The sequence below is a fragment of the [Clostridium] celerecrescens 18A genome (genome assembly GCF_002797975.1).
GTDB classification, from domain to species: Bacteria; Bacillota; Clostridia; order Lachnospirales; family Lachnospiraceae; genus Lacrimispora; species Lacrimispora celerecrescens.
Genome location: NZ_PGET01000001.1, coordinates 2,615,754 through 2,640,092 on the forward strand (window position 1 = coordinate 2,615,754; position 24,339 = coordinate 2,640,092).

Annotated in this window: 20 protein-coding genes, 1 tRNA gene and 1 riboswitch; of the genes, 4 read left to right on the forward strand and 17 right to left on the reverse strand. The window is 38.9% G+C overall.

Annotated elements, in window-relative coordinates:
- Positions 1 to 18 precede the first annotated feature (18 nt).
- Positions 19 to 870, reverse strand: a complete 852-nt coding sequence (locus H171_RS12065; RefSeq protein WP_100305374.1) for a class II fructose-bisphosphate aldolase — start codon at positions 868 to 870, stop codon at positions 19 to 21.
- Between the two features lie 181 nt (positions 871 to 1,051).
- Here H171_RS12065 and H171_RS12070 point away from each other — a divergent pair, with 181 nt between their 5' ends.
- On the forward strand, positions 1,052 to 1,909 hold the full coding sequence (locus tag H171_RS12070; RefSeq protein WP_100305375.1) for an AraC family transcriptional regulator: 858 nt from the start codon (positions 1,052 to 1,054) through the stop codon (positions 1,907 to 1,909).
- 162 nt (positions 1,910 to 2,071) lie between these two features.
- Here the strand turns inward: H171_RS12070 and H171_RS12075 are convergent, their stop codons facing one another.
- Positions 2,072 to 2,506, reverse strand: a complete 435-nt coding sequence (locus tag H171_RS12075; RefSeq protein WP_100305376.1) for an RbsD/FucU family protein — start codon at positions 2,504 to 2,506, stop codon at positions 2,072 to 2,074.
- A 255-nt stretch (positions 2,507 to 2,761) separates the two neighbouring features.
- Complete coding sequence (locus H171_RS12080) at positions 2,762 to 4,033, reverse strand: hypothetical protein (protein WP_100305377.1); 1,272 nt, start codon at positions 4,031 to 4,033, stop codon at positions 2,762 to 2,764.
- Between the two features lie 333 nt (positions 4,034 to 4,366).
- Here H171_RS12080 and H171_RS12085 point away from each other — a divergent pair, with 333 nt between their 5' ends.
- Positions 4,367 to 5,269, forward strand: a complete 903-nt coding sequence (locus H171_RS12085) for an AraC family transcriptional regulator (RefSeq protein WP_100305378.1) — start codon at positions 4,367 to 4,369, stop codon at positions 5,267 to 5,269.
- A 231-nt stretch (positions 5,270 to 5,500) separates the two neighbouring features.
- On the opposite strand, the gene H171_RS12090 is transcribed toward H171_RS12085, so the two are convergent.
- The 14 genes from H171_RS12090 to H171_RS12155 all read right to left on the reverse strand — a co-directional run bounded on the left by H171_RS12090 (position 5,501) and on the right by H171_RS12155 (position 22,085).
- Positions 5,501 to 6,718: an AAA family ATPase gene (locus H171_RS12090; protein ID WP_100305379.1), complete on the reverse strand. Its 1,218-nt coding sequence runs from the start codon at positions 6,716 to 6,718 to the stop codon at positions 5,501 to 5,503.
- Positions 6,719 to 6,792: 74 nt separating this feature from the next.
- Positions 6,793 to 7,998, reverse strand: a complete 1,206-nt coding sequence (locus H171_RS12095; protein WP_100305380.1) for a TolC family protein — start codon at positions 7,996 to 7,998, stop codon at positions 6,793 to 6,795.
- A gap of 4 nt (positions 7,999 to 8,002) precedes the next feature.
- Positions 8,003 to 9,151, reverse strand: a complete 1,149-nt coding sequence (locus H171_RS12100; RefSeq protein ID WP_100305381.1) for a TolC family protein — start codon at positions 9,149 to 9,151, stop codon at positions 8,003 to 8,005.
- A gap of 22 nt (positions 9,152 to 9,173) precedes the next feature.
- A complete protein-coding gene (locus H171_RS12105) occupies positions 9,174 to 12,251 on the reverse strand; it encodes an efflux RND transporter permease subunit (protein ID WP_100305382.1) in 3,078 nt (1,025 codons plus the stop codon).
- Positions 12,248 to 13,327, reverse strand: coding sequence for an efflux RND transporter periplasmic adaptor subunit (locus H171_RS12110; protein WP_100305383.1), 1,080 nt, complete (start codon positions 13,325 to 13,327; stop codon positions 12,248 to 12,250). Before H171_RS12110 ends, H171_RS12105 begins: the two co-directional genes overlap by 4 nt.
- Positions 13,328 to 13,392: 65 nt before the next feature.
- Positions 13,393 to 14,226: an SDR family oxidoreductase gene (locus tag H171_RS12115; protein WP_242976946.1), complete on the reverse strand. Its 834-nt coding sequence runs from the start codon at positions 14,224 to 14,226 to the stop codon at positions 13,393 to 13,395.
- 51 nt (positions 14,227 to 14,277) lie between these two features.
- Positions 14,278 to 15,078, reverse strand: coding sequence for an SDR family NAD(P)-dependent oxidoreductase (locus H171_RS12120; protein ID WP_100305385.1), 801 nt, complete (start codon positions 15,076 to 15,078; stop codon positions 14,278 to 14,280).
- Positions 15,079 to 15,258: 180 nt separating this feature from the next.
- Entirely contained in the window at positions 15,259 to 16,311 is a 1,053-nt protein-coding gene (locus H171_RS12125) for a sensor histidine kinase (RefSeq protein ID WP_166433618.1), read from the reverse strand.
- 43 nt (positions 16,312 to 16,354) lie between these two features.
- Positions 16,355 to 17,032 carry a response regulator transcription factor gene (locus tag H171_RS12130; protein ID WP_100305387.1) on the reverse strand — a complete coding sequence of 226 codons (678 nt, stop codon included), beginning with the start codon at positions 17,030 to 17,032 and terminating at the stop codon, positions 16,355 to 16,357.
- A gap of 1,025 nt (positions 17,033 to 18,057) precedes the next feature.
- Positions 18,058 to 18,759, reverse strand: coding sequence for an ABC transporter permease (locus H171_RS12135; RefSeq protein ID WP_100305388.1), 702 nt, complete (start codon positions 18,757 to 18,759; stop codon positions 18,058 to 18,060).
- On the reverse strand, positions 18,747 to 19,673 hold the full coding sequence (locus H171_RS12140; RefSeq protein ID WP_100305389.1) for an ABC transporter ATP-binding protein: 927 nt from the start codon (positions 19,671 to 19,673) through the stop codon (positions 18,747 to 18,749). Before H171_RS12140 ends, H171_RS12135 begins: the two co-directional genes overlap by 13 nt.
- 106 nt (positions 19,674 to 19,779) lie before the next feature.
- Positions 19,780 to 20,649, reverse strand: a complete 870-nt coding sequence (locus H171_RS12145; RefSeq protein ID WP_100305390.1) for a sensor histidine kinase — start codon at positions 20,647 to 20,649, stop codon at positions 19,780 to 19,782.
- Positions 20,650 to 20,653: 4 nt separating this feature from the next.
- Positions 20,654 to 21,349 carry a response regulator transcription factor gene (locus tag H171_RS12150; RefSeq protein WP_100305391.1) on the reverse strand — a complete coding sequence of 232 codons (696 nt, stop codon included), beginning with the start codon at positions 21,347 to 21,349 and terminating at the stop codon, positions 20,654 to 20,656.
- Between the two features lie 663 nt (positions 21,350 to 22,012).
- Positions 22,013 to 22,085 (reverse strand) — tRNA-Ala (locus H171_RS12155).
- Positions 22,086 to 22,179: 94 nt separating this feature from the next.
- A riboswitch (FMN riboswitch) is annotated at positions 22,180 to 22,296 on the forward strand.
- Positions 22,297 to 22,379: 83 nt separating this feature from the next.
- On the opposite strand from H171_RS12155, the gene H171_RS12160 reads away from it, so the two are divergent.
- Positions 22,380 to 23,048: an ECF transporter S component gene (locus tag H171_RS12160; protein ID WP_100305392.1), complete on the forward strand. Its 669-nt coding sequence runs from the start codon at positions 22,380 to 22,382 to the stop codon at positions 23,046 to 23,048.
- A gap of 326 nt (positions 23,049 to 23,374) precedes the next feature.
- The gene (locus H171_RS12165) at positions 23,375 to 24,175 is read left to right on the forward strand and encodes a CPBP family intramembrane glutamic endopeptidase (RefSeq protein ID WP_100305393.1); all 801 of its coding nucleotides are present in this window, start codon (positions 23,375 to 23,377) and stop codon (positions 24,173 to 24,175) included.
- Positions 24,176 to 24,339: the final 164 nt, after the last annotated feature.

Below are 24,339 nucleotides of genomic sequence, written 5' to 3' on the forward strand. Positions count from 1 at the left end.
TCATTCTCCATCCTGTATTTATTTTGCTTTACGATCACAGCCACATACCAGAATGCGATTTTTCACAAGTTCTTTCACAGCTTCCATTCCGGCACCTCCCAGCTTTTTAGGGTCAAAGGTATCCGGATTCTTTGCCATCAGCTTCTTTCCCGCCTCTATGTAGGCAACCCTTAGTTCTGTTGCAAAATTCACTTTGCACATTCCTCTCTGTACACATTCCCTGATATCCTCATCCTTAAGGCCTGACGCACCATGAAGTACCAGAGGTACGGAAACCAAAGCCCTGACTTTGGAAACCCTATCTTTGTCCAAGACCGGCGTACTTGCATAAAATCCATGAGCCGTACCGATGGCAATTGCCAAAGAATCCACACCGGTTCGTTCCACAAACTCTCTGGCCTCTTCCGGATCTGTATTAGTATCCCCATCGGCTTCCAGGTCATCTTCCTTTCCGCCCACCTTACCTAACTCCGCTTCCACCGGAATACCACAGGCTTTTGAAAGCTCCACCACCCGTTTCGTGAGAGTGATGTTCTGTTCAAAATCCTCATGGGATCCATCAATCATAACCGATGTATAGCCTGCATGGATTGCCTGGGCCACAAGTTCATAGCTATTTCCATGATCCAGATGAAGGCATACCGGAATACCGGCCTTTTCCGCCTCTGCCTCCACCATAGCCTGATATGTTTCCAGTGTTCCATACTTTACGGTAGACGGTGTTGTCTGAAGCATTACCGGAGCTTGCAATTCTTCTGCTGCAGCTATAACCGCCTTTACCATCTCCATATTTTCCACATTAAAAGCTCCCACTGCATATCCGCCCTTCTGCGCATCAAGCAGCATCTGTTTCGACGTAACTAATGCCATTGTACTTCCTCCTTAAAATGTGATTTTTGTTTGATCTGATTTTAATTATAAAGAAATTTTTTCAAATTATTAGTACCTAATCAGACAGGTCCAGGTTCCTGATGTCGTATTCTCGAACATCTTGACTTGAACCATATCCTTTGGTAAACTAAAAATATCATTAAAGCGCAGGAGGGATGCGATGAGAACGGTATATACGGATTTAAATATTAAGATAACGGTCAATGCAACAACTTTCCTCGTTTTGAACATTGTGTTTGAGCGTTTTCTCCGTTCCATGCCCAGACACAGCCATGGGAACAACAGCTACGAAATTCATTATATCCCCTATGGGCACGGAACCGTCTCTATTGACGATCAGGTTTATGATATTACCCCTAATACCCTTTATATGACCGGCCCCCACGTGGAACATGAACAAATACCTATTAAAAACGATCCTATGGCAGAGTATTGTATCTATTTTAAGATGCAGAATGCAGGTGCTGCAGAGCAAAAACCGGAAACCGTGGCATATAAATTTGGACATACTCATTTCTGGTTCGGCCAGGACACCCAGGAGCTCTATCCGCTGATGCAGCAAATTTTCTATGAACTGGAACATAGGTATACAGGCTATATGATTCAGGTTGAGACACTGCTCCAGCAATGCGTGGTGAAGATTGTCCGCAATTATGAAAATAAACGACAGTCTAAGGTACATTTTTCTCCGTCTAATCTGGTGGACAGTAAATATATCATTGTCGAGGAGAGTTTTCTTTATGAATATGAGACTCTTACTTTAGAGAGCTTGGCCACACGCCTTGGCTTAAGCATCCGTCAGACAGAGCGTTTTTTAAAAAATTATTATGGAAAGACATTTCTTCAAAAAAAATCTGAGGCTAAAATGTCGATGGCTAAAATTTACCTTCATGATGCCAGCATGAATATTTCAGAGATTGCCGACCGGTTAAATTATTCATCTGTTCAACATTTTTCTTATGCTTTCAAACAATATTACGGAATTTCAGCAAGTAACTATCGTAAAAGCAGTCAATGAGAAATGCACTTAAGGGCATCCTCCGATTATTACATTCGGTGGAATACCCTTATAGCCATAAAATTTATAAATGTAATAATTTAACTTCCGGCAATAAATGCAACTATCATCCGTTCCGTTCCAATGCATTGCGAAAACCTGCCATCTTGGAACCACTCCTGTCTATATTACCACTCCTTTTTTTAGAATTAAATTGGCATACAGTGCTTTTTCGCTCGTCATGATTACTACCGAAGAGTGCTCCTTCGTTTTTTCATAAAACTTCCACTTATCAATCTCTTCAAAGCATTCTGCTCCCCGCTTATCGTATGTTGCAACAATCTCTTTGTATTGCTCCCAGATTGGGGTTTTTACATCATCTCCGGGGACGATTCCCATCAGAGTAACCGGATGCTCCACATAGGCATCCAGTGGAAATATTTGTAAAATTGCATCTAATATCTCCGGTACCCCATGGCCATCCATGCGAATCACCTTTTTTCCGTAGGTATGTCCCGGGAAATTCCCATCTCCGATTGTAAGCTCATCTGTATGTCCCATTTCACATAATACCTTCAATAATTCCGGGCTTATAATTGCCGGTATCCCTTTTAGCATAACGTTTTATCTCCTTCCTTTTCCTTAAGTTGATTATATAAAATAATTCTCCAAATAATTAGTATCTTATCAGACATAGCATTCTGATGCATGTCGTGTTATCGACCATAAATACACCTATACCGGCCTTCTGTAATCTTTCGCCGCAAAGGTGTATTCATTCCTCTATTTTCTATATTCTACAGTTGGTGAGTTTTAAAAATTGTGACAAGCATTGCATTGCGCAGCCGCCATTATTTTTTTATATTTCACCAATTAAGTTTTATAATTCATGTTAATTTTATGAAATACGATTTTCACAATTACAGTAGAGCACAATATAAGAAACACATTAACACATTTAAATAAATCCAAAGAAAATGAATAAATTGTCGAGACTCTATTGTACCTTGAGTTATTTATAATGATACCAAACATATTAGTAGAGATAAACGTAGCAACATAGATAATGATCTGATATAGGTTTAAAACCATAAAGGAATCTTCCGTCTTAACTAGGTTATGCTGTAAAATTGTCATCATAAGATATATACTAGATGCAATTACACCACTTAACAGTGATAGCATAATAATAAAAATTACATTTATTATATTGCCCGAGGTGTAAATAGGAAGCATGACTAATATCATCATATATATTAGATATAATTTACATATACATTTACTTCCCTTATGCAGATTCCTATCTAATAACTTACCCAATAATGGTAGGGATAATGTTCCGCCTAAATTATTTAGCGTTATATATAAGGTTACGAGCTTTGAAGAATATCCCAGTGTAGTTTTAAGATAAACTACATTCAATGTAAATCCTATGCATAAAAACATAAGGTCTAAGATAAGTGCCCATAATATTTTCTTATTATCTATTAATTGCTGCAATAATGGTTTATTGGTTCCATTATAATAATTGCTTTCAAATATGACCTGTTTTTTTTCTATCTTTTTGATTGCGTAAAACTGTATTAAAAGACCAAATAGAGATACATACAATAGAGCCTTATATTGAAAGATATTCATAGTATCTCCTACGAAAAATGCTAGAAGAAAAACAAATACTGTGTTCAGCGACATAAATACGAACCTCATTCTACTAAAGAACTGTCCTCTGTCACTGATTGATGTAATCTCTTTCATTAAGGGTTGCCAGCATATGCCCACACCAAATTCTACAGCAATCTGATAAATTATTATTAAAGCAGTATATTTCCTGACTCCCAGCAAACTCCACGGGATAGATAGTAGCGTTGCTACAAAAACCGCTTTCGCAATAATACTGATTTCTATCATTTTTACCTTATTGCTCCCCCTTAATATGAATATCAGGGGGAGCCTTACTAATGCAATCAAAGGTATCAATGACAATATAAAGGTGATATTTACAGTTTGGAATAAAAGGATATCTGTTAGAAATAAAACCATAATATCGCCTGTCAAAGTATTTGTAATTATCTGATTAAAAGAATTAAATATAATAGCCTGCTTCTGGCAATACTTTTTCTCACTATTAATATTAATGCTTTCCATTCGTCTCCTTTACTAAATAGCCAATGCACACATTGAAACTATCTTTAAAATCTCCTCTGGTGAAAGACTTTGCTGGAACCAATCATTCCCATACTCATTTACTAATTCTTTATGCCAATCCTCCCAAGTACTCATTTATCTAAAATGCTTTTCTGAACTTTATTCGGAAATTTACAATTATACTTGACTTTCTTTAATAGTTAGTCATGCATTTATTTGTTACATTTCACAAATGTATGTCTCATTGACAAATTATTTTAAATCATTATAATAATTATTAAGTAATAAAAATATCTATATATTGATTATTTTTATAATTAAGTTGAGGTGCCTATGCAAATTATAGTTGATAATCAACAAAAAGAGTTAAAAATGCATGGTTCTAAAGAATATCCAATTTTAATCAGTAAGGAAGTATTATCCAGATATGACAAAGGTTATTTTTTGGATCATTGGCATCCAGAATTAGAATTTACTTATATTATAGAAGGCGAGATCCTATATACAATAAATGGATTTGAACATTTGTTAAAAAAAGGACAGGGAATCTTCTGTAATCAAAATATGATGCATAGTGGAAAGATGCATAACAGACAAGATTGTGAATATTTATCCATCACATTTTTGCCAAAACTCATTTACGGTTTTGAACTAAGTCGTATTAAGACAAAGTATATAGATGAAATCGTCAAAAATCCGTCTCTTACTCACCTTTTATTACTAGACAATGATCAAGATGCAAAGAATATCTTGCAAAATTTATCAGAGGTTTACACTTTATATTTAAACAACAAGGAAATCAACGAGTTAAAGTTACTTACATATTTGTCCACCATATGGATGAATTTATATGATTGTTTTGAGAAATCTAAAAGTGAATTTACAGTGTGTGCCTATAATGAAAAGGACCTGAATCGGTTAAAGAAAATATTAGAATATATACAGAATAATTATGGAAGAAAGCTATCTTTAGAAGAGATCGCTGATAGTATAAACATTTGCACAAACGAATGTTGTCGATTTTTCAAAAAACATATGAACTCAACTATAAGTACCTATATATTAAGCTATAGAATTGAAAAAAGCTTATATCTATTAGATAATACGGATTTGAGCATAACAGATTTAGCACATAACATAGGTTTTTCTAGTGCAAGCTATTATACACAGATTTTTCGAAAACAAATGGGATTTACTCCTATCCAATATAGGAATAGAAAAAATAATCAATTATAAAAAAGCGATTCTGTATGATTTTTAACATTGCAGAATCACTTTTTTTGCTTATTAAGTAAGCACCCTTACACGATTTGAACCCTTTTCATTGGACAGATTTTATGCTTCTTTGCAATTGCTGACTCTATAATTACCGGAATCCGTGTTCCCTTTATGAATAACATCTACACCACTATTAGAGGTTAACGGAATTATTATGGCTTTTGCTCTGTAGATATATAATTTTCCAAATTAAAAAATATTATTTTTAACAATAGGAACAGCCCTATATTTTTCCAAAAGGTCCAATGATAAACTTGAACCGGTCCGGACCTCCATATCTGCCATAGTGTATAGCCTTGATTCCTGATATTCATTGATATCCACAAAAGCCACCTCATCCCTCCGGAATTGCTGATTATTTAAAATTGAATAATCATGGGTTGTGAAAATAAGCTGAACATTCACATTACTATCCCGTTGAAAGAAATCTACTATAAATTTCGCGATAGCCGGTTGAAATTTATCAGAAATGTTGTCTATGATTAAGATTCCCCCTTTTTGACATAGATTGTATATATCTATAAATAAGGATAGATATTTCATTGTACTGTCGGGAACGTTTGTAAAGTCCATATAATATGTCTGGTGCTGCCCAGTGGTCCGAGATTTGACGCGGTATCCAAGCATAGGAATACCATGTTCAATAATCAGGTCTGATACAGGAATTCCTAACTTTTGAAGCTGCTCGAAACCAAAATTAAGTGCATTGGGATTCTCCCGTATTTTGTAAATTCTCTCTTCTATAGCTGAATTTCCAAGAAATTGAAACGGTTCAGGGAAATCAAAACAATACACAATATGTTTGGAAAAAAAACATTTAAACGGCTTCATTATTTCTGTAATTTTCGGAATGTCCAAACATGATAAAACAGAACAAAATAATTGCTTATCATTAGGACGGAAAGATGTCCCTTTATGTAAATATTTTTCAAACCCGCGTCCAACGGAGAGCACTCCAGCGGTCCTTGTATATACCACTTGGTGATCCGCAATCAGATGCTCTGATAAAATATTCTGATTTTTAATAGTGAATCCGTATTCATAAACACACTGGCCGCTTATGAAAGAAATTTCCATTTCTGTTGGCTGCTGATTCACGTCTGTTATTTGACATGGAACAATCTTACTTCTGCAACTTAAGTCCAAAAGCGACATGTGATGTTTTTCCGAAATACCTTTCAGTAAAAAAAGCTGTTTGAAAATAAGTGATTGAAAACTCACAAGTGCAAGGATTAAATTGGTTTTACCACTTGAGCTGGCTCCATAAACAGCCAGGGTCTTTATCAGCTTTTTGCTGTCAGTTTGGATCAGATGACTTGAGAGTTCATCATAATTTAATGCACTCATATCAATAAAAACTTCATGCAGAAAGGAACGAAAATTTCTAAAACGAAAAGACAATATCATTGCATCATTCCTCCTCTCATTTCTTCATTCTATTTTATAAATTTTTTCTTTGTGGCATATTTATATTGGAATCATTATTGCTCCGAAGCCATAATGATTCCGTTTACCGCCCACCGGTAGGTATCATAAGCCTGATACAGAGAGACATAGGCATTCTGCTTTGCACTTTCTGCCTCAAAGTATGACATCTGGGCCTGCATATAATTGATTTTGCTTAGCAAACCAAGTTTAAAAGAATGATCGGCCTTTTCTTTCTCCAATGCAGCCTTTTCATAAGAAATACAGGCAGCCTCATAGGAGCTTTTTGCCTGCAATACTGCCTGATAATAGGACTGCATTGTAATTCCAACGTTCTGTTCTCCTTCTGAATTGCTGGCTTCCTTGTCTTTCGTTCCGGTTGTGGAATGATTGGAGGTTGTATGGCGTTTCGAAATGAGATTGTAGTTATTTCTGATTGCTTTTGCCGTGTCTGCTTCTAAATCAATGGCAGAAACAGTAATGGTATCCAGCTCAGGAAGTCCGCCGATTGCAGGAACTGCCTCTTTAGAATACCCGGTCATAAGACAAAGGGAACGCCTTAAGCTGTCAATGGTATTGTCAAGCTTCAGGAGAGATGACTGTGCAGACAGCAATTCCTTTTGGGCTGAAAGCACGGCCGCTTCCGTAGAAATACCCTGCTTTACGCTTAGTTTCTGAACCTCCAGGGCCGCATTACTTAATTCTGCCACCTTCTGAAGCGTAGTCAGGTTAGAAAGAGCACTGTTATAGCTGAACATGGTTTGATTGGCATAATACGTATAGTTTTTTGCAGCCCGGGAGATATTGGATTGAACCGATGAATTGGAACGGTTTAAATAGTCTAACGATCTGCCCATTTTTTCAGCTGATATTTTCATACCCTTTACCGTCATATTGAGTATCATATACTGTTCCATTCCTTCCACTGTATCTGTTGCGCCTGAATTTTCTAGCTCATCCACTTCGTCCTTTAAGTCCATGATGTTGCGGATCATCTCATCATGAATGTATCGCTGATTATCTAAAGAGTCATAAATAGTGTCCGTTGAATTTAGCATATCAGGATTAAAATATCGTACAAGATCTGGAAGCTCATCAAACTCGATCGTATCATCATTCAGCCTATCCCACTGTTCTTGAGTTACCCCATTAGGGACAGTGTTCTCCGGCTGACCGGGTTCGGCTGCTCCATAAGCAGGAATAACAGAAGAAGCCATGAGTACAACCACAATGAAGAAAGGTAAAAAAAACTTCTTTTTCATCTCATCAACCTCCCGTCGAAGCCAGACCGTTCACCGCATTATCATAGGTCTGGAATGCCTGAAAAAGGGTCAGCCCTGCAGACTTTACGGCAATACGATTCATATTGTACGCATTTTTCTGCCTCTGATAATCAAGGGGGCTCATCATACGAAGCTGATATTTCTGTTGGGCTGTATCCATGTTTTTGCTCTCCAAATTATATTCCCCAATTGCCTGCTCATAAGCTGCCTTAGCCTGCAGGACTGCCTGGTAATCCTTTACAAGAGCAGTGTTGATATTCTGCTCATCGCTTGAGATGGTCCTTTTTAAGGTCTCCTTCGTAATATCGGCGCTGGCGTTCTCCAGCTTCCTCTTATTGATCTTTAAGGTGTAATTATTCTGAAAAGCCATTTCCTTATCTGTTTCCGGGTTTATTAAACCGGTACGTTCCATATCAACAGCCGGAATATCCATGATTTCAGGAATATCATTGTACTTCCAGCCCAGCATTACGCAAAGCTTCTGCCTTGTTTCTTCCGCCGATGCGCGCAATTTATCAATCGCCCCCCTGGAGTTATGTAAACATTCCTGCGCCATAAGTACAGCCACCTGGGTTGCCATGCCTGTGCTCTGTTTTGCCAGTGCAGCCTGGTATTCTGCCTCTAAAAGCTCTAAATTTATCATTAAACGTTCGAGTTCATACTGCTGTTGAAAATAGGAAATCATCAAGGTCTGAGCTCTCGATATCAGATTCGCCTCCGTCTGGTCATAAGTGAGTCTGTATATTTCCAGATCCTCTGTGTTAACATCCGCCTCCTTATCTGCTTTCGCGGCGCTCACCGCACTTTTAGCATCTGAAACCGGATCATCACCCGATATGGCGCTCCTGGCATCACTTGCGGCATCCCGGTAATACTGAGCATACTGATCCCTTGTAACCAGGTCATCCTTTTTCTTATCATTTATATCTAGCTGATTTTTCTGTACTGTTACGTTGTATTCATGAATCAATCCAGCCAGTTCATCATACTCCATCACATTGTCTCTGAGCTTCCCCCATTCCTCAGGTGTCCTTGCAAATTCCGGACTGCCAGCCCGGACTTTCATCGCCGGGCCGGAAAAGGTAAGCACTGTCACAAGACAACATGCGCCGATCAGCTTCCATTTTCTCATCTTTTCATTCCTTTCACTTTATTTAAAACTCTTTACTTGTCAGTTTTTTCGCTTCTTTCTCGCTTCTTTCTCGCTTCTTTCTCTCCTTTTCACCTTTTTTACTCATGATATTGTAATATACAGGAAGCATAAGAAGACTTAATACTGTGGAAGCGGTCAGGCCTCCGATATTGACAATAGCAAGGCCCTGCATCATTTCTCCTGAATGACCCAATGCTAGTGCCATTGGAATCATAGACAGCACCGTTGTGAGAGTTGTCATGAGGATTGGACGCAGCCTGGTAGCTCCTGCTTCAATCATTGCTTCCTCAAGAGGCATCTCTTCTTTGTACTGATTGACCGTATCCACGTAAAGAATCCCGCTGTTTACAACCGTTCCAACCAGCATCAAAAATCCAAGCATTACAACCATGCTCAATTCGCAGCCTGCAAAGAACAATAAGCCAAAAGCACCAATGAGGCTGAATGGAATAGTTGTCATGACCATAAAGGAAAACCTTGGTGATTCAAACTGGGCAGACATAACTACAAATACAAGAAAAATTGCCAGACTTATCGCGGTAAGAAGAGAGGTGAGTTCTTCAGTCGTCGTTTCATCTATTGCGCTGGCTCCTATGCTAACAATAGGATTTATATTCGGTGCCACAACTTCACTGTTAATCATACTTTTCGTATTCTTTTCTGCCGCTGAGGTATAATCTCCGGTAATCGTTACGACATATTGCTTATCTTCTCTCGTGATGCTGGCCGGGCTGTCCTGAAAGCTTAATTCCGCAACATCATTTAAAGCTGCAAAGCCTCCGTTTGAAAGGGACAGGGTCATATTCCGGATCTGGTCCATTGTCTTGAATTCGCCCTCCATATATTGGACCTTTACCTCCACATCATCGCCATCTACTTCTATAGATTTCGCATTCACCCCATTAATCGCCTGATATACACTGTGCCCGATAGAAGAAGGGCTTATGCCTTTTGCCTTTGCCTTTACCGGATCCACAGTTACTTCCACAACAGGCGCAGAGTTCTCAATCGAAGAATGTATCCGGGTAAGCTCCGGCCTAACCATCAATTTTGAGACAAGTTCTTCGGAGGTTCTTTTTAACTGATCATAATTTGCACTTTTTATGTTCAGCTCGTATGAATCCCCGGAACTATTCATGTTGGCATAAGAATTTTCTTCTACTGTAATATTGCAGTCAGACACATGACTTAACTTCTCTTTAAAAATATCCACTGTCTGTTCTGTCGATATCTTTCTGTTGTCTTTTAAATATACAAGTATTGAGGCAGAACTTCCTGCACTGACTCCGCTTCCTCCATAACTGGTTATATAAGAATCCATTTCGTCATAATCGGAGAATGCATCTTCTACCTTTTCCAGCAGCTCATCAACTTCATTTGTTTTAAGCCCCGGAACCATATTCACCGTAATGGCAAGCTGTCCTTGGTCATCCGCAGTGATCAGACTGACTTTGAGCTGCCCTGCCATAAGGAAGGATACTAAAAGCAGAAGAATTGATACTGTCATGACTGTTTTCTTTTTAGGAAGAATATAACGAATGATTGTTCTGTAGGCTTCCTGAAGCTTTTGTACCGGCGTGGACAAAGGAGCCCGGGCTTCCTCCGGCTTATAAATTAAATAGCATAAGGGTACGATCGTAATTGCCGATATCAGGGAAGCTCCCATACAGAATACGATAGTAAATCCCAAAGGCTTAAACATCTGTCCTGCCATACCGCTTAAGAGAGCAAGCGGGAGAAATACCACACAGGTGGTCAGGGTAGAGCCGAAAACCGAAGCTGCCACAATCTCTGAACCTTTCAATGCATCCATAAAGTAATCGATAAATTCTTTCTTTTCCTGTGCTGTCACCCGGAAGCAGCTTTCCATCACGACAATGGAATTATCCACCATCATCCCGACTCCCATGGATAACGCTGCAAGGGTCAGCATATTCAGGGAATAGTCCATGAGCTTCATCAGAATAAGTGCCGCCAAAATAGAAACCGGTATAGAGCTTCCGACAATTAGGGACGCTTTCAGATCTCCAAAGAAGAGCCAGATAACTATCATGGATATAATGATACCAAGAACAACCGTTTCTGCTATGGAAAACAAAGAGGCCATGATATCTTCAGAGCTGTCATGAATCATTTGTATATCTAATTCCGGATTCACCGATTCCAGCGCTTTAATTGCATTTTTTACTTCTTTTGAAAGCTCTGCAGCAGTGGAGCTTTGCTGTTTACTTATAGAAAGAGAAACCGTATTGTTTCCATTATAGCGGGCAATACTCCCCTCTTTTTCACTTGTTGTATAAATAGATGCAATATCCCCCAGATAAACAATATTATTACCGGGTACCGTAAGCGGAATATCCTGCAGAGAATCCTCTGTGTCAAATTTCAGCCGCGAGGATATTGCTGCTTTTTTTCTGCCTACCTCTACTGTCCCCCCGGGCATCTTTACATCAGACGCAGAAATATCATTTGCTACGGAAGACATGGAAAGTTTATACTGCTGCATCTTTTCCATGTTCAGTTCTACCTTGATATAATCCTCACTTCCGCCCGCAATTGATACCTCTGCTGCATTGGACAGCTTTTCAAATTCCGGCACGATGTCTTGTTTTACATAATCATATTGATTTTCAGTATCTCTTCCACTGACAACCAGAGCAATATCAGCAGTGGAGGCCATATCCAATTCCATTACCACCGGTACTTTCGAATCCTCCGGCAAATTTGCGGAAATTCCGTCAATTTTCTTTTTAAGATCATCGTAGGCCTTATCCAGATCTGTTCCGTATTCATACTGTAAAGTGACTGTGGAGCGATTCTCCGAGGATTTTGATGTCACCTTTTTAATACCGCTAAGTGAACCAACTGCACTCTCAATTTCTTTACCAATTAATTCATCCACATCCTTTGGCTGTGCTCCGGGATATGCCGTCACGACCATAAGCATGGGCATGCTCATCTCAGGTGTCAGCTCCTGTCTGGAATCTTTAACAGAAGAGATACCAAATACCACCAGGCATAGAAGACACATGATGATGGTAACAGGCCGTTTTAAAACAATTTTTGTTAAATTATTCATGCCTCAGATTCTCCTTTTGTTTCTTTATCAATGCCCATTTCCACCACTTCTGCTCCTTCATAAAGCTCCGGGCTCCAGGTAGTAATGACTGACATATCCTTCTGAATCCCTTCCTTCACCTCCAACCGGGTCAAATCATAAATACCGGCTTTAATAAAAATTTTATGTACAGTCCCATTATCATAAGTAAAAACATATGGTTTGCTGTTCTCATAGTAGACGGAATCCACAGGAACCGTAAGCACCTGCACCGCACGATCGGAACATAGTGACAGCTTGACACTCGTCCCGGGGGATAAATCGTTTCCCCCGTTCATTTGGATTTTAATCTTAAAGAGACCAGTCTTTTCATCTGCCATCCCACTTATTTCAGAAATGGTTCCGTCCAGATCCTCTCCGCCTTCTTCCACTTTTACCGTGTCTCCAAGATTTACCTGGCGTTTTAATTTCTCTGTCAGGCTTGAAGAAATAATTTTATTTCCCTCTCCGGAAATAACAAAGATCTGATCACTCACTGACACCTTGTCAAATTCCTCTATGCTGCAGCTCTCAATTTTTCCGCTGATCGGAGACTTGATATTGCTGTAGGAAATCTGATTTTCATATTCCTCCTTCGCCTGTCTAAAAGCAATCTCTGACTTTTTTGCTGAATTTGCATACCCCTGATATTCCTGCTCTGAGATAGCTCCGCTCTGATAAAGTACAGCCATACGCCCCAGAGTATCATGAGCTTCTTTATAAGTAACTTCAGCATTATCCATGGCATTCTTTGAGTTCTGTACTTTGTTAGTGTCAATCACACAGAGAAGCTGTCCCTGATTCACCATATCACCGGCTTTTACGGGAACTTGTGTAACGGTTCCCACTGCTTCCGGAAAAATCCTGACTACCGTCTCTAGTTCCACGGTTCCGATCAGGCTGGTATACAATTCAATTGTACCAACCTCAGGATATACTGTTTCCACAACCGGCAGCACATCTGTCTTTTCTGTAACCTTTTTTTCATTAACCCGAATTATGACCAAAACAATCAGTATAACTGCAATTACTCCAAGTAACAAAACTCTCTTTTTCATATTCCGCTCCTTATAAAAATCATTTTTATATTAACCTGCTTCATCGGCAGGGAAACCTCGTCCATTTACACAACCTTTTTCAGCATTGCATTTACTCCTGATGCCACCAAACCTCCGTCACACAGAATATCTACACCAGTTAAATATCCTGCGCCTTCACTGGCACAATATGCAAAGAGACCTGCGATTTCTTCCACCCGTCCTGGCCTTTTTACTGCACAGAATTTAGTGAAAGAGGCTGCTTCTTCTTTCTCCAGTTCACCCATGGGGGTATCGAAATTGCCCGGTGATATAGAAAGTACTCTTGCTCCCTTATTACCGAATCTAGCTGCGTCTTGTTTTGCAAACCATATGACAAAATTTTTTGAAATCCCATATGCAATACCGGAACGATATTTTTCCGGATAAAAATAAATACGTTTCATTACTTTTTTCATGAATTGATCCGGAGCTTCCCGGCTGTACTTGTACATTCTGACAGGCATTACTAATTTCGGAGTTAAATATGCGGACATGGAAGACACATCAATCAAACAGGAACCTTCTTCCATCACTTTGTAAAAGGCGTTATTGATATAAATGGTTCCAAGCGCATTCACCTCCATAATCGTTTTTGCATCTCCCATATGGGGCGACATTCCGGCTGCATGTATTACGGCAGCCACAGAACCCTTAGCTTTTGAATAAGAAGCCAGTTTTTCCACACTGGTATAATCAGAGACATCACAGGGGTATGCTTCAACCTGGATTCCATCCGCTTTCAATTCATTTACCGCATCTTCCAGCTTCTTCGGATTCCTTCCACTTATGATAATATAATAACTTTTTCCCATTTCTTTGGCAGCAGCCAGCCCCATGCCGCTGCCACCTCCGGTAATTACACAAATCTTGCGCATCATTCCGTTCCCCTTTCTAAATTAGCTAAAGCTTCATCCAGTAATATGAAAAAGTTAATGCTTATTAGCCGCCAGTACTTTACTTATCAATTTCATTGCATATTCAGGCCATAAACGATATAACGCGTTCATTATCCTGCAATCCTTTCCTATAAATACCTGAAAACGGTTATTCTCCATTGCTTTTACAATCAGCTTTGCAGCCTGCTCAGGAGACAGCATGTTCTTGGCCCTTGCATCTTCTGCCACCGATTTGCTTCCTTTTATATCTGAATTTATTTTGATATCCGTGGCTACACCACCCGGAAATACTACTGTAACGTTCACAGCAGTATTCGCTAGTTCTGAATGGAGCGCTTCTGTCATAACCTTTACAGCTGCTTTAGAAGCACCATAAATTCCCTGTCCGGGAACGGGCAGGAATCCACCCATGCTGGATATATTGATCAAATGTGCTTCCGGACGTTCCTTTAAAAATGGCAGAAATGACTTTGTCATATAGATCGTTCCGTAAAAATTCACATTCATTACACGATCAATCTGATCCAGCTCCAATTCATCCAGGTCTAAAAATGGCTGTATTATACCGGCACAATTTATAAGTCCATCTATATTTTTATACTTTGAAACTGCCTCAGCTGTAAATGCAATTACATCTCTTATATTTGAAATATCAACTGCATGCGTGTATAACCTGTTATTATTTCCTGAAACTTCAACCGTTTCAATCAGTGCCATCTGATTCTTATCAACAGCAATTACCGTAGCACCTTTGGAAAGCAGTTCAATTACCAATTGCCTACCCACGCCACTTCCGCCACCTGTTACTACAATAATTTTATTGAATGCTTTCATCGCCAATCCTCCTTAGAATGAAATACTGATTACTTTTTCATTTTAAAAAGCTATCGTAAACTCAACGTAAACTTACATGTGCAGTATATATTTTTAATTAAAAAAGGCTGTATACAGCTAGAACTGTTCCCGTTCAATCAGACAGGAGAGCAGTTCAAGACGTATACAGCCTTTATCCTCTTATTTATTTTTAGATCTGTGTACTGGAGCTTTCAATACTACTGAAAATGTACTTCCCAGCCCCGGAGCGCTTGTTGCGGTGATATCGCCTCCACATAAATCTACAATTCGTTTCACAATTGACAGACCAAGTCCAAACCCAATGGTGGCATGGGAGGAATCTCCCTGATAATATTTGTCAAATATATGCTTAATGGTTCTTTCATCCATTCCAATTCCTGTATCCGATATATTAACTGTTATCTGATCTCCGACAGAAACCATTATAATGGTAATTTCTCCTCCATGGGGGGTGAATTTAACCGCATTGCTGATAAGATTCATCCAAATCTGATGCATCAGTTCTGCGCTTCCGAAATACTTTACCGGAGACAATTCCATATTTAAGGTAATCTCTTTCTTCTCCATTTCCCGGAACATTAAAATCGTGCATTTTTTAATCTGTTCATCCAAATCGAATACTTTCTTATCCGTTATAACCTCCTGTGCATCCAGCTTTGACAGCAAAAGAGTGTTTTGGGAAAGTAACGCCAATCGATGGGATTCTTCCGCTATGATCTGAAGGTATTGTTTTCTATCCTCTTCGCTGATATGGTCCTCCTGCAGCAGTTCCGCGAATCCATGAATGGATGTTATGGGAGTTTTAAATTCATGAGAAAAATCGTTCATAAAATTCTGCATTTCTATTTTCGTATTCTTAAGTTCCCGGACCATACGGTTAAAATTACGGTACATATCTCTATATTCCCCTGAATGGTTCAAATCCAGCTCCACCTCCAGATTTCCTTCAGCCACACGGTTGATTCCATCTGAAATTTTCTTCATTCGAAGTTTCAGGGTTCTTATAATTCTAATAATCGCTGCCCCTACTACCAGGCCCATACATGGAATCATAGCAAGCATATAAATTGCATTGTTTTCACTCATATCAAATTCCAGAAATGTTATAAGACCAAAAGCCATAACAGAATTGACAAGAATTAAAATATAAAACCATACAGCCCAATGTACAGTAAGCGGTTCACTTTTATCAAACTTTATATTAATTTTCATATGCATCCCATTTTTGAAGAAGTTTCTACTACATGTAAAAAAACTATATTTCATGAAGCTCGACTTTATACCCCAGTCCCCTGATCGTAATGATATCGAACTCCGGACAATCTGCAAATTTATTTCTCAGTCTATTTATATGGGTCTTTATCGTTGTCTCATCGCTGTTAGTATCATATCCCCATATTTCATCAAGTAGCTGTGTTTTTGTAAAAATCATGCCAGGATAGGAAAGAAACTTATAAAGAAGCTCAAACTCCTTCTTTGCCAGTTCTGTCGTTTCTCCTCCCTTTCTTGCTACTGTGTAGGTTCTCGAATCCAAAGTAATATCTCCGATTATGATTTTTCTTTCATTGGCAATATTGGCTCTTCTAAGCAAAGCGTTTATTCGCCAGAGAAGCTCCTCATAATTAATCGGCTTTGTCATATAATCATCCGTACCTGAAGCAAAACCTGTTTTCTTATCATCAAACGTATGCATCGCGGTCAGCATAATAACCGGTATCTGTATTCCAGATTCCCGCAATTCCTTTACCATATCATATCCATTCATAACTGGCATCTGTATATCCGCAATTATGAGATCAATATATTTTTGCTCGAGTATTTCAAGCGCCTTTTCTCCATTTTCAGCTTCTGCCACTGTATAATATGGTTTCAATCTTGCACAGGTAAGCAACCGTGTATGTCTATCATCCTCAACAATTAGTATTGTTGCCATATGTTTATAATTCCTCCCGATTATATTCGTTACTGTTTGTATCCGAATTGCTACACAGCTATTTCCCAGTTCGCATTCTTCGTTATAAAGGCGTAACCTTTTTTTTATTGCATGCAGCTCTTTTGATAATTTCGCTTTGATTGTGAGCGTTCTGTCTGTATACTTCGTAAGTCCCTTTTCTCGGATCAGAGAATCTGATTACCCCTCAGTATAATCAAATAGGAGCAGTTTATCAATACCTGTGCTATGCATCAGTAAAATTATCCCATTACGCTTCATTGTATGAAAAAAACTTTTTAGATATATCCATCAATCTGACTAGTCCTGATTGGTCCGCCATATATTCCAAAATCGTGAGAATCTTCCGCTAAGCGGCTCGATTTCTCGCATACTCATTTTTGTTCCAAAAAGTACTCCTTAACATTTTCACATATATCGACTTCATGAAAGGGACGCTCAGCGAAACTGATATCTCCCCGGCACTTAATATGAAAGAATATTACCCATTTCAACTTTTCTCCTCTTTTATACCAATCTTGTCTCACCAGTTTAAACACTTATTGTAAACTCAAAGTAAACATTATGGTTATCGTAGATCATTTTACTTGGCAATTACATGGATTAGCATTGTCTGTTTTGAAATTCTAGATTGTATGTGGGTTAATTTTAATAATTCCCTAATAATCGGCCAGCAAAACTCAATTAATCAAATTGTACAGTATTGGTATTCTTAAGAAACAAAATAAATGTGTATTAGCTATGGCTTCAGTAACTGTCTGTGCATGGTAATCATTGAGATAAAGATTTTATAGCTTCGGCAGGACAAATATTATTTTATCCACCTGCAGTTAGTAATACAGGACAATTTAAACTTTTAACATGAGAGATAGTATCTACAAATCTCAAAGCTTGCCATCTGCCAACTATATTAAGTGTACTAAGTACTAAAAAGGGCTACCGCATTATATTCTTTGTACGGTAGCCCAAATCTCATAAACGAAATACATACTTATTCATACCGTGATTTACATCACATCTTCTTTTTCAACGTTGTGTACGGTAAGAAAACCGCAAATCAGGGAGACACCAAATAACATGACCGGAAGAATCGTATTTCCCCTTAAAGTCAAATCTCCTATGGTCCCATTCATAACAGAAAACAATAAAAATGAAGAAATAATAGCTGCCTTCGATGACTTCAGCCTTTTCCCTATATACAAAGGAATAAAGCCCAGGGTCACCGTAAGAACCGTCTTTAAGATGATCTGTATATAAAAACTTACACTTATCATATTATATCCCAACGAAAAACCGGCTTTTACCCCTGAGGCCAAAGCCAACAGCAAATAAATCAACAGTTTTCCAAGGAAAAGAGCTGCCACACAGAAAATCCATACTGCCATCATTTGAGATAGAATTATTTTTTTCCTGGAGATGGGATAGCTAAACATAAGGTTCTGAGTTTTATTTTTATATGCATTGATAATAAAAGAAGACAGCATGACTGATGTAAAAATTAAAAATGAGAGATTGGTAAGCAAATCAATTTGCACTGCCATATTCTCTATCTCCGGCACGGAATCCGTCATTCCTATTTCAGCATCAATCGGAATGTAATAGCACATGGCAAATAAAAGAAGTCCAAGGACTGCAATTACAATTGCCTGATTAATTATATACTTTCTTGTATGGTTCTTCTTCCATTCCAGCCGAATTAATTTCCACATTCGCTCTCACCTCCTGTAACCTTCAGAAAATACTCTTCCAAGGACTCTGAATGGGTATGGAACCCCTGAATTTCAATCTGATTTTCCGTTAACGCCTTCATAATCTCCTGGGACGTGGCTTGTTTTGCATAGACCCTGATATGATTGTCATTTATTACTTTGAAGTTTGAAATATTAAGACGGTCTGTAAATATATAAGATGCTTTCGCTGTCTCCAGCGTTTTGATCTCCAGATACTCAAGTCCCTTATCTGTAATCTCTTTCATAGAAATTTCTCTTACTAACCTGCCTTTATGAATGATTCCTATGGTATGTGCAATGCTTTCGATTTCAGAAAGCATATGGCTGGAAATAAGAATGGTCATTCCATATTCTTTGCACAGCATCAGGAACAGATCACGGAGCTGTTTCATACCTGCCGGGTCAAGGCCATTTGTCGGTTCATCCAGCACCAGAAATTCGGGCTTTGTAAGAACGGCTCTTGCAATACCCAACCGCTGCTTCATTCCCAATGAAAATTCCTTCACTTTTTTTCCTCTGGTATCGGACAGAGACAGCAGGGACAATGCTTTTTCTACACTGTCAGGACTGTAATAGCCCATGTATTCACAGTGCAGCATTAAATTTTCTTCCGCCGTCAGTTCCTTGTAAAACACTGGAAACTCAATCATGCTTCCCACACGTTTTAAAAATGAATACGAACCCGGGAGCAGTTTTTCACCAAATAAAATGATATCTCCTGAAGTTGGTTTCCATTGATTGGTGATCATCTTCATCACCGTTGTTTTTCCTGCGCCGTTTGGTCCAAGAAAGCCATAGATCTCTCCTTTGGCAATATGCATGTTAAAATCGGTTACAATGGTTTCTGCACCAATTTGTTTGTTTAAATGATCCGTTGTTAAAATTGTCTGCATTTTGTCACTTCCTTTCCATATCCAAAATTCTAGCATGTGATTTCTTCAAAACTCTTGAATAAATCTTACGAATTTCTTTCGCGTTAAAAATTTCATTGAAAAAATTTTAGTAATTAAACTGCTGGAGTTTTAAAGTGAATACAGTCTCCTCATTCTGGATACTTTTTAAAGTCAGTGTGCCGCTGATTTTTTCTGCCAGACTTTTTGCTATGGTAAGACCTAATCCATTGCCCTGGATCTCCCGGTTCCGGGAATCTTCTAACGTATAGAGACGGTCAAATACACGTGGAATTTCCGAATATGCAATGCCTTTTCCATGGTCAATGACATCCACACAGACAAAATTGTCCTCCATGCGAAGGGTCAGTCCCAGGTAATGTCCTGCATCTCCATAGCGGACTGCATTGCTGATCAGATTATTCAGAATACGTCCCAATGCTTCCCGATCCGCATAAACGAAAACAGGGGGATCAGGAATGTTTATGTTCACTTCAAATTCTTTCTCCGTTAAGATATTATAGAAATCTATAATGGTCTCCCGGCAAAATTCATTTAAGTTTATTTTGGACATTGTCAATACCGTATCTCCTGCTTCCAATTTTGCCAGCGTGAAAAATTGGTCAATCTGCTCCTTTAATTCGTTGGCCTTATAAGAAACTTTCTTTACCATGTCCTTTTCAAGCGTCTCCTGCATCAAAAGCATTTCCAAATACCCGATGATAACGGTCAGGGGCGTCTTTAAATCATGAGAAATATTAGAAAGCATTCGTTTGGTATTTAATTCCGATCTGCGGTAACCGGCATTTGCATTTTGTCTGTCTTCCAGCGTGCGGTTGATCTGTTCCAAAAGATGCTTGATTTCCTTATCTTCGGTAAAGGCCATCACTTTTTCATCAGTATCTTCATCTAAAATTCGTTCTAGTTCATGGGCAATAGTTTGAATTTGTTTTAAATTCTTTTTATTTAACAGGGACATAAATTCACTCCTTTGGACTTCCCAGCTTGTATCCGATTCCCCAAACGGTTAAAATATACTTTGGTTTTCTGGGATCATCCTCAATCTTTGTGCGGAGGCGACTGATATGAACATTGACGGCATTTTCATCACCCAAATAATCATCCTGCCATATGAAAGAATAAAGCTGTGCCTTGGTATAAACCTTTTTCGGATTGGAAAGAAGCAGACGAAGAATTTCATATTCCTTTGCTGTTAAGTCCACTGACTGCCCGCTTTTGTGCACCGTGTGACTTTCCAGATTCATTTCCAAATCTCCCAGTCCAAGACAAACAGAGGTGGTTTCCCCACCGGAAGAATACTGGGTGGTGCGCCGCAGATTTGCCTTTACTCTGGCAAGTACCTCTGTAAGAGAAAATGGTTTCGTAATATAATCATCTGCACCCAGTCCCAATCCAAAAATCTTATCTGATTCCGTATCTTTAGCGGACAGAATTATAATAGGAACCACACTTTCCTTTCTGATCCGTTTCATGACCTCCAGTCCGCTTATTTTCGGCAGCATTAGATCTAAAATCACCAGATCATAGGATCCGCTGGAAAATGTCTTTACCCCCTGCTCTCCGTCAAAAGAACCATGGACTTCAAAGCCCTCCATCTGAAGAAAATCGACTAACATCTCACTGATTTCTTTATCGTCTTCCACCAATAATATTTTCATTTACCAATTTTCCTCCCCGGTAAGTACAGAATATAACATAAACATAAAAGTAATCTGTGCAAATAAAACTATTGTTTCCTGTTTATGATAACTGATTCCAAAGGATATTTCAAATGTCATTAAAAAAATTTGCTATTTCATTCATATGAGGTGACCTATTCAAGAAAGGCACATTCTCAAACTGAAAACGTACCTTTCTTGCCCTTGATTTATCAAGTGTCCAGTCACTATAAGTTATAATTTAAGCCACAAGCTTTTATGCCTGCGGCTTTAGCAGTATTTTCCATTATATTTAACCAATTATCTTAACATGCATTTTAAAACCAAATTCCTTATTTGTAATTATAACTGACGATTATAAAACAATATCCAACCAAACATTTGTTTTTTTAGTAGGGCAAATATTTATATACGGAATAAATTCCGCCTTTGCTATCATTAATCTAGAACCAACAAACCTTCCTCTAAACACTATTTTTCACTTTGTTTTCAATCCCTTTGTTTTACCTACAATTCCTCATATAAGACAAATAATGAAAGGTACATCTTCATAACTGAAAATGTACCTTTCATATTATTAGTCCTTGATTCTTACCAAGTGTCCAGTCTCTGTAAGATAAAATTAAAGCCACAAGCTTTTATGCCTGCGGCTTACCGTTTAAGTGGAGATAGTGGGATTCGAACCCATGACCTCTTGAATGCCATTCAAGCGCTCTCCCAGCTGAGCTATACCCCCATGTCCGCTATTATAGCAAAGCATTAAAAAAATTGCAACAATATATTGCATTTATTTTTTAAAATGTTATAATAATTCAAGAACATTTGAATATAGTTGTCTTCAGGGCAGGGTGAAATTCCCGACCGGCGGTAAAGTCCGCGAGCGCAAGTTGCGCAGAATTGGTGTAATTCCAATACCGACAGTATAGTCTGGATGAAAGAAGATGTGTTAAATAGTGATAATACACCTGTTTATTTTTAACACCTGAAAGGCATACTTTCAGGTGTTACTTATTTTTCAGGAGGCTTTACCATGAATATGACAAAGCAAACAAGTAAACTCACCCTCATGGCCATGCTTTGTGCTCTGGCCTTTGTAGCCGTTGTGGCGATCCGGATACCTCTGATCCCCATGCTGCCCTTCCTGGAGTATGAGCCAAAGGATGTCATTATCCTTACCGGCGGCTTCTTATTCGGGCCAATGTCAGCAGCAATGATCTCCGTCATCGTTTCTTTTGTGGAGATGTTTACCATCAGCAGCACCGGAATCATCGGACTGATTATGAACGTTCTTTCCACGGTGGCATTTGTCTGTCCGGCGGCTTACCTCTATAAGAAACGACATTCCCTTTTTGGTGCATTCCTTGGCATGGTGGCAGGTACCTTACTCATGACCCTGGTCATGGTTTTGTGGAACTACCTTATCACCCCAATTTACATGGGGTATCCAAGGGAAGCCGTGGTAAAGCTTCTACTCCCTGCATTCATCCCCTTTAACCTTTTAAAGGGAGGAATCAACACGGCCCTGACGCTTCTTATCTATAAGCCATTAGTCACCACGTTGAGAAAATCCAATCTCATGATTCCGGCTTCAACAGATGAACCAAAAAAGCGGGCTTTCAATCTTGGCATGACCCTTGCTGCAGGAATCATCTTAGTAACCTGTATTCTGGCTGTCCTGGTTATGAAGGGAATTATCTAAGTCAATCGGATATCCGCGAAGGATCCCCTAATGCACGCCTTTAATTAAAAGGGCGTTGTATAGCACACGGCATAGTCAGTTTTGGCTATGCCGTTTTGCTGTTTGTTTCGTTCGTGCCCGGTAGTACAATCCCAATGACACAGTTGTAATGGATTTCCACCTGCTGTACCCATTTTCTGCTGCTCTTGTCGGGAGGAGGAGGAAAATTTTCCAAAGCAAAAAATTTCCAACTTATGGTAAGGTGTGGTATAATGGGATTAGAAAAAGCGAAGCGGGAAAGGCGGGTAAAATTTAATGTATTCTTTAAAACGTGAGGTGATGAGATCGTGACGAACAAAAAAATCACATTACAATTTACGATACTGACATTTTCCATAGCCTATCTTGTTTCAGGTTCTTTGATAGCTCTTGGGCAATTCGGATATACGGTTCACAATTGGGTCCACTCGTTACAGCAATTCGGGATGAATATTCCTTTTGCAATCTATATTTTGTCGCCCGCTATTGCTTCATATATCGTTCTAAAGAAAAATAACAAAATAGAAGATTTTAAGGAATGGTTAAAAACAGTTTTTTACGTCAAAAATAACATATCTATTTATTTGTTCGTTGTTGCAGGGCTTACACTGTACTTTTTGATACATATTGCAGTTTCAGACCGCGTGGAATTGGTGCTTCCATTTTATATGTTCTTTCTTTCCCTGCCTGGTAATCTTATTATCGGTGGCATGGAGGAATCTGGCTGGATGTACATATTACAGCCTGAGCTTGATAAAAAATATGGCTTTGTTTTATCAGCTGTTTTAGTTGGAATCATTTGGACTTTTTGGCATATTCCTCTCTTCTTCATTCCGGGGACGAATCACGGAGAGGGACTCATTAACTTTTGGATGTTTGCAGTTCAACTCATGGCGTTTCGGTTTTTCAACGGGGCAATCTACAAAATATCAGGAAAAGGCCGCGTGTTTATGTGCGTATTATTCCACACCATGTTCAATGCGGCATCCCCCATCTTTGGCAGCACGACTATGACTTGGGCGGGAACAATTGCTGCAAATTCTATGATTATTCTTGTTTCAATAGTAACCGTAGTGATATATGACAAAAAGAGCAGGCGAATCGTATAAGCATTTAGGGTACTCCTTTTAAAATCCCCGTTGAGCGTGTCATGGCTTCTCCCTGTTCCTATCAGCTTAAAAGGCTGACTATCCGCTTTACGCCGATAGTCAGCCTTTTGTTGTCATATTCTGCTTGCTGACTGCCCTATCTGAATCCTCCTTGATACTTCCTT